At 74.5% G+C, this 12722-nt stretch carries 11 protein-coding genes; 9 read left to right on the top strand and 2 right to left on the bottom strand.

Annotation, left to right across the window (positions count from 1 at the left end):
- The 7 genes from A2U95_RS11020 to A2U95_RS11050 all read left to right on the top strand — a co-directional run.
- Positions 1 to 1315: MFS transporter (locus tag A2U95_RS11020; RefSeq protein ID WP_166021960.1), on the top strand; the 1315-nt coding region annotated here is incomplete at its 5' end.
- 227 nt (positions 1316 to 1542) lie between these two features.
- Complete coding sequence (locus A2U95_RS11025) at positions 1543 to 3021, top strand: DUF2252 domain-containing protein (RefSeq protein WP_166025065.1); 1479 nt, start codon at positions 1543 to 1545, stop codon at positions 3019 to 3021.
- A 240-nt stretch (positions 3022 to 3261) separates the two neighbouring features.
- Positions 3262 to 4098: a J domain-containing protein gene (locus A2U95_RS11030; protein WP_166021961.1), complete on the top strand. Its 837-nt coding sequence runs from the start codon at positions 3262 to 3264 to the stop codon at positions 4096 to 4098.
- A 156-nt stretch (positions 4099 to 4254) separates the two neighbouring features.
- Positions 4255 to 4584, top strand: a complete 330-nt coding sequence (locus tag A2U95_RS11035) for a rhodanese-like domain-containing protein (protein WP_166025067.1) — start codon at positions 4255 to 4257, stop codon at positions 4582 to 4584.
- A gap of 192 nt (positions 4585 to 4776) precedes the next feature.
- On the top strand, positions 4777 to 5466 hold the full coding sequence (locus tag A2U95_RS11040) for a DUF5819 family protein (protein WP_240957279.1): 690 nt from the start codon (positions 4777 to 4779) through the stop codon (positions 5464 to 5466).
- Positions 5463 to 7025 (top strand): HTTM domain-containing protein, encoded by a 1563-nt coding sequence (locus A2U95_RS11045; RefSeq protein WP_240957280.1) that lies wholly within the window; start codon positions 5463 to 5465, stop codon positions 7023 to 7025. Before A2U95_RS11040 ends, A2U95_RS11045 begins: the two co-directional genes overlap by 4 nt.
- Before the next feature lie 257 nt (positions 7026 to 7282).
- A complete protein-coding gene (locus A2U95_RS11050) occupies positions 7283 to 8053 on the top strand; it encodes a TrmH family RNA methyltransferase (RefSeq protein ID WP_166021962.1) in 771 nt (256 codons plus the stop codon).
- A gap of 73 nt (positions 8054 to 8126) precedes the next feature.
- Here A2U95_RS11050 and paaN read toward each other — a convergent pair whose 3' ends face one another.
- A complete protein-coding gene (gene paaN, locus A2U95_RS11055; protein ID WP_166021963.1) occupies positions 8127 to 9863 on the bottom strand; it encodes a phenylacetic acid degradation protein PaaN in 1737 nt (578 codons plus the stop codon).
- 150 nt (positions 9864 to 10013) lie between these two features.
- Here paaN and A2U95_RS11060 point away from each other — a divergent pair, with 150 nt between their 5' ends.
- Both A2U95_RS11060 and A2U95_RS11065 read left to right on the top strand, forming a co-directional pair.
- A complete protein-coding gene (locus tag A2U95_RS11060) occupies positions 10014 to 11528 on the top strand; it encodes a 3-hydroxyacyl-CoA dehydrogenase (RefSeq protein WP_166021964.1) in 1515 nt (504 codons plus the stop codon).
- Positions 11529 to 11542: 14 nt separating this feature from the next.
- Positions 11543 to 12127 (top strand): TetR/AcrR family transcriptional regulator, encoded by a 585-nt coding sequence (locus A2U95_RS11065; RefSeq protein WP_166021965.1) that lies wholly within the window; start codon positions 11543 to 11545, stop codon positions 12125 to 12127.
- A 10-nt stretch (positions 12128 to 12137) separates the two neighbouring features.
- On the opposite strand, the gene A2U95_RS11070 is transcribed toward A2U95_RS11065, so the two are convergent.
- Positions 12138 to 12674: an Lrp/AsnC family transcriptional regulator gene (locus A2U95_RS11070; RefSeq protein ID WP_206282857.1), complete on the bottom strand. Its 537-nt coding sequence runs from the start codon at positions 12672 to 12674 to the stop codon at positions 12138 to 12140.
- Positions 12675 to 12722 lie beyond the last annotated feature (48 nt).

A 12722-nucleotide genomic window follows, 5' to 3' on the forward strand; every position in this document is an offset into this window, starting at 1 on the left:
CGGCGCGGCGGGGCCCGGCGGCGCGGCGGGGCCCGGCGGCGCGGCGGGGCCCGGTGACGGCACGCGGAAGGCCCGGGGCGGCGGCCTGTGGCGCAACCGGGACTTCCTCAAGCTGTGGTCGGGGGAGACCGTCGCCGCGATCGGCGCGCAGGTCACCCAGCTGGCGCTGCCCCTGCTGGTGCTGGGCGCCCTCGGGGCGAGCGCCGCGGAGGTCGGCCTGGTCTCCGCGATGCAGTACCTGCCCGCGCTGTGCGTCACCCCGTTCGCCGGCCTGGTGATCGACATCTTCGACCGCAGGCGGGTCCTGCTGGTGGCCAACCTGGTGCGGGCGCTCGCGCTCGCCGCCGTGCCGGTGCTGTACCTCACCGGCACCCTGTCCGTGCCGGCCCTGTGCCTGATCGCGTTCGTGATGGGCGCCGGGACCTCGGTCTTCGACGTGGCCTACCTCGCCTACCTGCCCGCACTGGTGCCGCAGCGCGACCTGGTGGACGCCAACAGCAAGCTCCAGGGCTCGTACTCGGTCGCCCAGATCGGCGGCTCCAGCCTGGGCGGTCTGCTGATCAAGGCGCTCGGCGCGTGGCTGGCCATCCTGGTGAACGTCGTCGCCTACGTGGCGGCGTTCGTCACCACCCTGCTGATCCGGCACCGGGAACCGCCGCGGGACCGCCCGGCGGCCGGCCGGCCGCGCCTGGCCGACCTGCTCACCGGCTTCCACCTGCTGTGGCGGGACCGGACGCTGCGGGTGCTGAGCATGCGGGCCGGCTGGTTCAACCTGTGCGAGCAGGCGATCCTGACGCTGTTCCTGGTCTACGCGGTGAAGCAGCTGCGGATGGACGCGGGCGGCATCGGACTGGTGCTGGCCTTCGGCAGCGTCGCCTCGCTGGCCGGGGCGTTCGTGGCCCGGCGGGCGGGCAACCGGTTCGGCTTCCCGGGGATCCTGATCCTCGCCAGCAGCGCCTCGTCCCTGGCGCCGCTCCTGCTGCTGCCGACCGGGACCGGGTCGTCGTGGAACTTCGCCCTGGCGACGCTGACCTTCGCGGTGTACGGCTTCGGGCTGACCATCTACAACGTGCACGTGGTCGCCTTCCGCCAGTCGGTGATCCCCTCCGAGGTGCTGGGCCGGGCGACGGCGGCCTACCGCGTGCTCACCTACGGCACCCTGCCGGTCGGCGCCTTCCTCGGCGGGCTGCTGGGCGAACGGCTGGGCCTGTGGAACTCGATCCTGCTCTTCGCGCTCGCGTCGGTCGTGGGCTGGCTGCTGTTCGTGTTGGCCTGCCGCAAGCTGCCCACGGGGGCGCCGACGGCGACGGGGTGACGGGGCGACGGGGTGACGGGGGCGGCCGCCCGCCCCGGCGAACGGCCGTCGTCGCTGAGCGGCGGCGGCCGTCGCGCGTCACCTCGGTCCGCGTTCCCCGCCTCCCGCCCCCCGTTCCCCGCTCCCGGCCGGACCCCGGCCCTGTCGCGGGCGCGGACGCGGCGATAGCGTCTGCGCCAATCGCTTGTCCGACGGTGCGGGAAGGTGGTCCGGTGACCGGTGCCGGGATGGAGACGGGGACGCGGGCGGCGGCGCCGCCCGGGGAGCGACGGGACGGACAGGAGCGGGCCGGCCGGGCGACGGGCGGCAACGTGCCGCGGATGCCGGTCGTCCGGGGGTTCGCGCCCCGCTCCGTGCCCGGCGGCGCGGCCGGCGCCAAGGCCCGCGGCAAGGCGCTGCGCGAGGCGGTGCCCCGGGCCGCTCACGCCCGCCTGGAACTCGGTCCGGGACGGCCCGACGCGCTGAGCGCGGTCGAGGAGTCCGGCCGGGGCCGCATACCCGAGCTGACCCCGCTGCGGGTGGGGCGGATGGCCGCGAGCCCGTTCGCCTTCCTGCGGGGCACGGCCGGCCTGATGGCGTACGACCTGGCGCGCACCCCCGTGACCGGGGTCACGGCGCAGATCTGCGGAGACGCCCACGCCGCCAACTTCGGCCTCTACGGTGACGCCCGCGGCGGCCTGGTGATGGACCTCAACGACTTCGACGAGACGGTGCGCGGCCCCTGGGAGTGGGACCTGAAGCGGCTCGCCACCTCGCTGGTGCTGGCCGGCCGGGAGGCGGGCGTGGACGAGGAGGGGTGCCGGGACGCGGCCCGGGACGCGGCGGGCTCCTACCGCCGCACCCTGCGGCTGCTCGCCAGGATGCCCGCCGCCGACGCCTGGAACGCCATCGCCGACGAGCAGCTCGTCTCGCACGCCGACGCCCGTGACCTGCTCGGCACGCTGGAGCGGGTGGCCGCCAAGGCGCGGTCCAACACCAGCGGGCGGTTCGCCGCCAGGTCCACCGAGGCGGCCCCGGACGGCGGGCGCCGCTTCGTGGAGGCGCTGCCGGTGCTGCGGCGGGTGCCGGACGCGGAGGCCGCGGCGGTGGCCCTCTCCCTGGAGGGCTGGACCACCACGCTGCCCGAGGACCGGCTGCCGCTGCTCGCCCGGTACGCGGTGCACGACGTGGCGTTCCGGGTGGTGGGCACCGGCAGCGTCGGCACCCGTTCCTACGTGGTGCTGCTGCTGGACCACCGCGGTGAGCCGCTGGTCCTCCAGGTGAAGGAGGCCCGCCCCTCGGCGCTGCTGCCGCACCTGGCGGCGGCCGGGGTCGCCACGCCGCCGGTGGAGCACGAGGGCCGCCGGGTGGTGCTGGGGCAGCGGCACATGCAGGTGGTCAGCGACTTCCTGCTCGGCTGGACGACGGTGGAGGGGCGGCACTACCAGGTGCGCCAGTTCCGCAACCGCAAGGGCAGTGTGGACGCCACCTCGCTGGTCGACGGACAGCTCGACGACTACGCCCGGATGACCGGCGCCCTGCTGGCCCGCGCACACAGCCACAGCGCCGATCCGCGGCTGCTGACCGGGTACTGCGGCAAGAACGGGGAGCTGGACGAGGCGGTGGCCACGTTCGCCGTGGCCTACGCCGACCGGACCGAGGCCGATCACGCGGACCTGGTGGCCGCGGTGCGGGCGGGGCGGATCGCGGCCGAGACGGAGGGGTGAGCGTGGGCGGAGCCGGTGGGGTCACCGGCCGGGCCGCCGGCGCGGTCGCCTGTCCGGTCGTCGGCCCGGTCGCCCGCCGGGTCGCCCGCGGGGTCGCCGGTCCGGTCGCCCGCCGGGCCGCCGGTCCGGTTGCCCGCCGGGTCGCCGGTCCGGTTGCCCGCCGGGTCGCCGGTCCGGTGCCGGGCTTGTGTCGATCACCGTGGTCGGCGGGGGACTTGGCAGGTGGCCTACGCTGGGCGGATGACCACCCCGGAAGCTGACCGGACTCCGCCCGAGCCCACGGAGGGAGCCGGCGGAGCCGCTCCCCGTCCCGAGGAGCGCCTGGAGCGCGCCGTCATGGCCGCCGAGAAGGCGCTGATCGAGTACGAGATCGCCGTGGAGACCTTCCGCGTCGAGATCGAGAACTTCTCCCGGCTCCACGAACAGCGGCTCGGTCCGCTGTACGCGCGGCTGGAGGAGCTGGACGCCCTGATCGCCGAGGCCCGCGCGGCCCGGACCGGTGACCCGGAGGACGTGCGCCTGGCCCAGGAGGCCCGGGCCCGGGTGACGCCGATACCCGGCGTCGAGGAGCTGCTGCACGGCTGGATGGACGGGCAGGGGCTGTTCCCCGAGTCCGTGGCGATGCTCACCGACCAGAGCGTGCAGCCGCCGCCGCGGGTCCGGCCGGGTGAGGAGGCGCGCCGGCTCTACCGTGAGCTGGTCCGCAAGGCCCACCCGGACCTCGCCCAGGACGAGGCCGAGCGCAAGCGGCGTGACGAGTTCATCTCCCGGGTGAACACGGCCTACTCCCGGGGCGACGAGCGGAAGCTGCTCGCGCTCCAGGAGGAGTGGGCGGCCGGCCCGGTGGTGAAGCGGCGCGCGACTCCCGCCGACGAGCTGTACGACCGCCTCGAGTGGCTCGCGGCCCGCAAGGAGCTGCTGACCGAGCTGGCGGGGAAGCTGGAGGAGAGCGCCATCGCCTCCATGCTGCGGCTGGCGCCGGACGACCCGGACGGGCTGCTGGAGGACATCGCCCGGCAGCTCACCGGAGAGATCGCCGAACGCGAGTCCCGGCTGATGGAGCTGCACCAGCCGTAGCCGTAGCCGTGGCGGTGGCGGTGGTCATGGTCCGAGCCGTGGTTGTGACCGTGGTGCCGGCCGTGACCGTGGCGCCGGCTGTGACCGTGGCGCCGGCTGTGACCGTGGTGCCGGCGGCGGTCCGGTAGCGTCGGTGGCATGAACTTTGGAGCTGGTGTGCCCACGGTCCAGGTCTCGGACCTCAAGGACGGCGACTTCCTGCTGGACGTCCGGGAGGACGACGAGTGGCGGGCGGGTCACGCCGCCGGGGCACTGCACATCCCGATGAGCGAGTTCGTGGCCCGCTACGGCGAGCTCACCGAGGCCGCCCCGCAGGACGGCCGGGTGAACGTCATCTGCCGCTCCGGCGGCCGGTCCGCGCAGGTCACCATGTACCTGGCGCAGCAGGGCATCGACGCCGTGAACGTGGACGGCGGCATGGGGGCCTGGGCGGCCTCGGGCCGTCCGGTCGTCGACGACGAGGGCAAGCCGGGACAGGTCGTCTGAGACCCGCGGCCGGCCGCCGCGGGACCGTGGCGGCGCTCACAGGGCCGCGTTCCTGGACCCCGCGGAACGTAGGGTGTCAACCGCTGTGGAGGACCTGGGCGCCCCGTTGTCCACACTCCTGTCGTCCACAGGGGTGTCCCGGGGCCGCCGGTACTCAGTACGGTTCCTGCGAACGACCGGGACGGGGGAGACGTGGCGCTGACGGAAACACACCAGGGCGGGCCTCCGCCCGAGGGGGCGACACCCCCGACCGGCGTGGCGGCGCTCGGCCTGCCCGGCCGGATCCTCGCGGCGGTGGCCCTGGCGCTGGTCGCGGGCCTCGCCTGCGTGCACCTGGGCGTCGTGTTCCTGCACGTGGCGCCGGCGAACACGCTCAGCAAGCGGCACGCGCAGGCCGTCGACGACTGGATCTACCCCGAGTTCGAGCAGAACTGGAAGCTGTTCGCCCCCAACCCGCTCCAGCAGAACATCGCCGTGCAGGTCAGGGCGGAGATACGGACGGAGGACGGGGACGCGCGGACGGTGGACTGGACCGACCTCTCCGCCGAGGACGGCCGCGCCATCGACGGCAACCCGGCCCCCAGCCACACCCAGCAGAACGAACTCCGCCGCGCCTGGGACTTCTACGTCTCCTCGCACGACGACGAGAACCGCGCGACCGGCCCCCGGGGCAGGCTCGCCGAGGAGTACCTGCGGCGCATCGTGGTGATGCGGCTGGGCCGCACGTACGAGGCCGAGGTGGAGCGGATACAGATCCGTTCCCGGACCCTTCAGGTCGCGCCGCCGGTCTGGAGCGGTGAGAAGGCGGAGTCCGAGCCCCGCTACCGGGTGCTGCCCTGGTGGAACGTGTCCGCGGACGACGTCCCGGGAGGCGACCTGTGAACCGTCCCGACCTCGCCCTCGGAAAGCTGGTCTCCCGGGTCACCGACGCCGCGCTCGGTCCGTACCAGAGCGCGGTGATACGCATAGGCTTCGCCGCCACCTGGCTGCTCTTCCTGCTGCGGGAGTTCCCGCACCGCCATGAGCTGTACGGGCCGGACGGCCCGTGGAGCTGGGAGCTCGGGGACCGGCTGGTCGCGGACAACGGCGCGTTCACGGTGCTGCTGTGGACCGACTCGGACCTCTGGTTCGAGGCCGTCTACCTCTTCGCGATCCTGGCGAGCCTGCTGCTCGCGCTGGGCTGGCGCACCCGGGCCACCTCCGTCCTCTTCATGGTGGGCGTGCTCTCCCTGCAGAACCGCAGCGTCTTCATGGGCGACGGCGGCGACAACGTGCTGCACCTGATGGCCGTCTACCTGGTCTTCACCCGGTGCGGGCGCGTCTGGTCCCTGGACGCGCGCCGGGCCCGGCGGGACGAGGCCGCCCGGCGGGACGAGGCCGGGGCCGGGGACCGCCGGGGCCGGCGCCGCGCCGACGTGGGCGGACCCGTGCTGTGGACCGTCTCCGGACTGGTGCTGGTGCCGGCGACGCTGCTGGGTGCCTTCGACGGCGACCTGTTCGTCCCCTGCGCGCTGTGGGTGATGTGGATCGCGCAGGGCGTGTGGTGGATCGTCGACCGGCGCGCCCCGGGGTCCCAGGCGCGCGTGCTGTTCGACGTGGTGGGCAACACCGTCCACAACGCGGCGCTGCTGGTGATCATGGCCGAGGCGTGCCTGATCTACGCCACGGCGGGCTGGTACAAGATCCAGGGCTCGCGCTGGCAGGACGGCACCGCGCTGCACTACCCGCTCCACCTGGACTACTTCTCGCCCTGGCCGGCGCTGGCGGATCTGCTCGCCGCCAACGGAACGCTGGTCATGCTGATCACCTACGGCACGGTGGCGGTGCAGGTCGCGTTCCCGTTCACGCTGTTCAACCGCCGGGTGAAGAACGTGCTGCTGGCGGCGATGATCACCGAGCACGTGGCGATCGCGGTGGTGCTGGGCCTGCCGTTCTTCTCCCTGGCGATGATCGTGGCCGACTCGGTGTTCCTCCCGACGACGTTCCTCCAGCGGGTGGGCCGTGCCGCCACGCGCCTGGCCGGCCGGTTCCGGCTGGGGAGCACCGGCGGCACCACGGTCGCGACCGCGGGGGCCGCCGAGGAGGCTGCTCCCGCGGCGGGGGCGAGGCAGGGCGTGCCGGAGCGGGGCGTGCCGGAGCGGAGCGTGGGCGCACGGGTGCCGGCCCAGGGCGGCCCCCGGTGGGCCGCCGGCGGGACGGGGAAGGCGGGGGCCGCGGTGTCCAGGCCCCTCACCGCGCCGGGCGTCGCGGACACGGAGCCGCCGCGCCGGGAACCCGCGGCGGCCGCCGGACGCGGGGAGCCCGACGGGAGCGCCGGGACCGACGGGCCCACCGGGGCCCACCGGGCCGACAAGGGCGCCGGCAGCGCCAGGGCAGCCGACGGGGGCGCCGGGAACAGGGCCGGGGAAGGCGCCGGCAGCGACGGGGCCGACAGGTCCTGAGGGGCCGGTGGGGCAGGCGGGCTCGCCGGGATCGACCGGGTCGACAAGGTCGCGGGGACGGACAAGGCCGGTACGGCGCCGGCAGCGACGGGGCCGGCAGATCCCGAGACGGCGTCAGGGCTGAGATGGCCTGGGATCGACCGCGCAGGCGGGGCCGACCGGGCAGGTGGGACCGACCGGGCAGGCGGGATCGAGGGGCCGGGGCGGCGAGGGGCGCCGCGCGGAGGTGACCGGGGGACCCGCCTAGGCTTCGGTCCATGACCGCCTCCCCCGACATCCCGCGCGCCTGGCACCGGCACGGAGCCGACGACACGGTCCTGCTGGACGGATTCCACGCGCTGAAGCACGCGCTGCGCTTCGGCGCGTCCGTGCCGCTGGCCGTCGCGACCGACCGGGCCGCGGCGCTGGCCCTCGCGGAGGACCTGGCCCCGGACGTCCGGGCGGCGCTGGACGGTCTGCTGACCGAGGTCGACGAGGAGGTCTACCGCCGGCTGGTGCCGCGCCCCCATCCCACCGGCGTGGCGGCGCTGGCCCTGCGCCCGGACCGCGGGGCGGGCCTGCGCGCCCTTGGCCGGCTCCCCCGCACCGCGCCCGTCGTGGTGCTCGACCAGCCCCGCAACCTCGGCAACGCGGGCGCCGTGGTCCGGTTGGCCGCCGGCTTCGGGGTGACCGGCGTCGTCACCACGGGCACCCTCGACCCCTGGCACCCCACCGTGGTGCGCGGCGGGGCCGGGCTGCACTTCGCCACCGTCGTGGAGCGGCTGGACGTCGCCGGACTGCCGCCCGGGCCGGTGTTCGCGCTGGACGCCGAGGGCGAGGACATCCGCGGGGTCCGGCTGCCGGACGACGCGGTGCTGGCCTTCGGGTCCGAACGCAGCGGGCTCACCGCCGAACTGCGGGCCCGGGCCGACCGGCTGCTGTCGCTGCCGATGCGGTCCCAGGTGTCCAGCTACAACCTGGCGACCAGTGTCGCCATGACGCTCTACCACTGGAGCGCGCAGTCCCCCGCGGGCCCGCCCCGGCCGTGACCGCGCCGTCCGCGGGGCCGGAGGCCGGGGCGCGAGGGCGCCCGCGGGGACCGGTGACCGGCGTCCGCCGTGCCTACGCCTCCCGGCGCACCTCCACCACGCGGAAGCGGTTGGCGACGAAGGCGGCGTCGCAGAGCGCGGCATTGGCCGCCGGGTTGCCGCCCGAGCCGTGGAAGTCGGAGAACGCGGCCGTCTGGTTGACGAAGACCCCGCCGGTCAGGTTGAGGGAGAGCTGGGCGCACTCCTCCAGGCAGACGTCCTCGACGGCCCGCTCCACCTCCGCGGAGGTGGTGTACGCGGCGACGGTCATCGCGCCCTTCTCGCGGATCGTGCGGCGCAGCAGCTCCACGGCGGCGTCCACGGAGTCGACGGCCACGGCGAACGAGACGGGGCCGAAGCACTCCTCGAGGTAGGCGGGGTCCTCGTCGGACTTGGCCGCGTCGAGGCGGACCATCACCGGCGTGCGCACCACCGCGTCGGGGAAGTCCGGGTGGGGCACCTCGCGCGAGGGCAGCACCACCTCGCCCAGCTCGGCGGCGGCCTCCAGGCGCGTCCTGACGTCCGGGTTGACGATCGCGCCGAGCAGCCCGGCCGCCCGGGCGTCGTCGCCCAGCAGCTCGGAGACGGCGGCGGCCAGGTCGGCCGTCACCTCCGCGAAGGAGCGGTGGCCCTGGTCGGTGTCGATGCCGTCCCGCGGGATCAGCAGGTTCTGCGGGGTGGTGCACATCTGGCCGCTGTACAGGGACAGGGAGAAGGCCAGGTTGGAGAGCATGCCGCGGTAGTCGGCGGCCGACTCGATCAACACCGTGTTGACGCCGGCCTTCTCGGTGTGGACCTGCGCCTGGCGGGCGGTGGTCTCCAGCCAGTCGCCGAAGGCGGTGGAGCCGGTGTAGTCGATGATCCGGATCTCCGGGCGCACCGCCAGCGTCTTCGCCAGGCCCTCGCCGGGACGCTCGGCGGCCAGGGCGACCAGGTTGGGCTCGAACCCGGCCTCGGCCAGCACCTCGCGCGCGATCCGCACGGTGAGCGCCAGCGGCAGCACGGCCCGCGGGTGCGGCTTGACCAGCACCGGGTTGCCGGTGGCCAGCGAGGCGAAGAAGCCGGGGAAGCCGTTCCACGTGGGGAAGGTGTTGCAGCCGATCATCAGCGCGATGCCGCGCGGCACGGCCGTGAACTCCTTGGTCAGGCGCAGCGGGTCGCGCTTGCCCTGGGGCTTGTTCCAGTCCGCCGAGTCCGGCACCCGGGTCTGCTCCTGGAAGGCGTAGGCGACCGCCTCCAGGCCGCGGTCCTGCGCGTGCGGTCCGCCGGCCTGGAGGGCCATGACGAAGGCCTGGCCGCTGGTGTGCATCACGGCGTGCGCGAACTCGTGGGTGCGGGCGTTGATCCGCTTGATGATCTCCAGACAGACCAGGGCGCGCAGCTTCGGTCCGGCCTCGCGCCAGCCGCGCATGCCCGCCCGCATCGCGGGGAGCAGCACGTCGACGTCCGGGTGGGGATAGGTGACGCCCAGCTCGACGCCGTAGGGGGAGACCTCGCCGCCCACCCAGTCGTCGGTGCCCGGCTGGTCGAGCTCGAAGCGGTTCCCGAGCAGGGCCTCGTAGGCGGCCTGCCCCTCCGCGGCGGACAGGGTGCCGTTCTCCCCGTACGCCTTGGGATGTTCGGGGTGGGGCGACCAGTAGGCGCGGGTCCGGATGGTCTCCAGCGCCCGGTCGAGGGTGGCCTGGTGGCGGTCCGTCAGCTCGGCGGCGGTCAGGCCGCCCTCGCCGGACGGGGTCGTGGCGGAAACGGGCGCGGTCGGTGCGGTGGCCATGGGTGGACCCACCTCCTCCTCGGACCGGCTCCTCTTCGAACCGGCGCGCTGGGCAGGAACAGAAGGACAGGGCTAGAGTAACCGAACGATCGGTCGGGACAAGGGGGTCCGCCGCGGCTGTGGAAAACCCCGTGCGGGAGGATCGCGTTCATGACAGCACTCGACCTGAACAGCCCCGTGGCAGTAGTCGGTACCGGCACCATGGGCCAGGGCATCGCCCAGGTCGCTCTGGTCGCCGGGCACCCCGTCCGGCTCTACGACGCCGCCCCCGGCCGGGCCGGCGAGGCCGCGGCCGGGATCGTGTCCCGCCTGGACCGGCTCGTCGAGAAGGGGCGTCTCCCCGCCGCCGACCGGGACGCCGCGCGGGGCCGGCTGGAAACCGCCGAGTCCCTGTCCGGCCTGGCCGGATGCGGTCTGGTGGTGGAGGCCGTCCTGGAGCGCCTCGACGTCAAGCAGCAGCTGTTCCGTGACTTGGAGGAGGTCGTCGGCGAGGACTGCCTGCTCGCCACCAACACCTCCTCCCTCTCCGTCACCGCCGTCGGCGGCGCGCTGCGCCTGCCCGGCCGCTTCGTCGGGCTGCACTTCTTCAACCCGGCCCCGCTGATGCCGCTGGTCGAGGTGGTCTCCGGCGCCGCCACCGACCCCGCGTCCGCCGGGCGGGCCCTGGAGACGGTGCGCGCCTGGGGCAGGACGCCCGTCTCCTGCGCCGACCAGCCCGGTTTCGTGGTCAACCGGATCGCCCGGCCGTTCTACGCCGAGGCGTTCGAGGTGTACGAGACGGGGGCCGCCGACCCGGCCACCGTCGACGCGGTGCTGCGCGGGAGCGGCGGCTTCCGGATGGGCGCCTTCGAGCTCACCGACCTGATCGGCCAGGACGTCAACGAGGCGGTCACCCGGTCGGTGTGGGAGTCCTTCTTCCAGGACGTCCGGTTCCGCCCGTCGCTCGCCCAGCGCCGCCTGGTCGAGTCCGGGCGGCTCGGCCGCAAGACCGGTCGCGGGTGGTACTCCTACGAGGAGGGCGCCGAACGCCCCGAGCCGCGGACGGCCGCCGCCGAGGAGGCGCCCGGCCATGTCACCCTCCTGGGTGATCTGGGACCGGCGGCCGACGTCGTCGGGCTGATCCGCGAGGCCGGCATCGACGTCCGCGTCGAGGACGAGGGGTTCGCGCCGGAGGAGAAGGGCCGCCTGGTGCTGCCCGGCGGCGGCACGCTGGTCCTGGCGGACGGCGAGACGGTCGGCGAGTACGGCCCCGACCTGGTCTCCTTCGACCTCGCCCTGGACTACCGCGCGGCCACCCGGATCGCCCTGGCCGCCGCCCCGGTCACCTCGCCGGACACCCTCGCCGAGGCGGTGGGCCTCTTCCAGGCGCTGGGCAAGAAGGTCAGCGTCGTCGGTGACGTCCCCGGCATGATCGTCGCGCGGACGGTCGCCCGGATCATCGACCTCGCCTTCGACGCGGTGGCCCGCGGCGTGGCCGGCGAGGAGGACGTCGACACCGCGATGCGGCTCGGCGTGAACTACCCGCTCGGCCCCTTCGAGTGGAGCCGCCGGCTCGGCGACGACTGGGCCTACGGCGTCCTCGACGCGGTCCACGAGCGGGAACCGTCCGGGCGCTGCGCTCCGTCCCTCGCCCTGCTGCGGCACGCGTTCACCGCGGCCAAGTGACGGAAGGCTCCGCGATGACCACGCCCAGGCGCGACACCTACACGCCGGACTCGCTGCTCCAGGTGGCCGTCCAGGTGTTCAACGAGCGAGGCTACGACGGCACCTCCATGGAGCACCTGGCCAAGGCGGCCGGAATCTCCAAGTCGTCGATCTACCACCACGTCTCCGGCAAGGAGGAACTGCTCCGGCGGGCGGTGAGCCGGGCCCTCGAGGGCCTCTTCGGGATCCTCGACGAGCCGCCGGCGCGGGAGGGGCGCGCCGCGGACCGCCTGGAGTACGTGGTGCGGCGGATGGTGGAGGTGCTGATCGCCGAGCTGCCCTACGTGACGCTGCTGCTGCGGGTGCGCGGCAACACCGGCACCGAACGGTGGGCGCTGGAGCGCCGGCGCGAGTTCGACCACCGGGTCGCCGAGCTGCTGAAGAACGCCGCCGCGGAGGGCGACGTGCGCGGGGACGTCGAGGTGCGGCTGGCCACCCGGCTGGTCTTCGGCATGATCAATTCGATCGTCGAGTGGTACCGCCCCGACGGGCGTACCGGCGCCCGCCGGGAGGTCGCCGACGCGGTGGTCCAGCTGGTCCTCACGGGCCTGCGAGGCTGACGGCTCGCCCTCAGACCGGGCTGTTCGGGCTGTCGATGTCCTCCACCTCGAAGACCAGCAGGGTCCGGGTGGAGAGCACCTCCGGCATGGAGTGCAGCCGGGTGAGCACCAGTTCCCGCAGCGCCCGGTTGTCCGGGGCGTGCACCAGCATCAGGACGTCGAAGTCGCCGCCCACCAGTGCGAGGTGCGAGGCCCCGGGCAGCGCGCGCAGCCGCTCCCGCACGGTGCGCCAGGAGTTCTGGACGATCTTGAGCGTGATGTAGGCGGAGGTGCCCTGACCGGCCCGTTCCTGGTCGATCCGGGCACCGAAGCCGCGGATCACCCCGTCCTCGATCAGCCGGTTGATCCGCGCGTAGGCGTTGGCGCGGGAGACGTGCACCCGCTCGGCCACCGACCGCACGGACGCGCGGCCGTCCTTCTGGAGCATCCGCAGGATGTCCTGGTCTATGGCGTCCAGGGCTCTCGGGGGCGGCAGCGGGCGGACCGTGCCGACGGGAGCCGGTGCGTCACCTTCCTCCGGGCCGTCGGCCATTTGTTCAGGTCGCATCGTTCCCCGCCTCCCTCCCCTGGACACCGTGCCCCCATCTCAGGCTGT

It is taken from the genome of Streptomyces chilikensis, assembly GCF_001642695.1.
Lineage (GTDB): Bacteria > Actinomycetota > Actinomycetes > Streptomycetales > Streptomycetaceae > Streptomyces > Streptomyces chilikensis.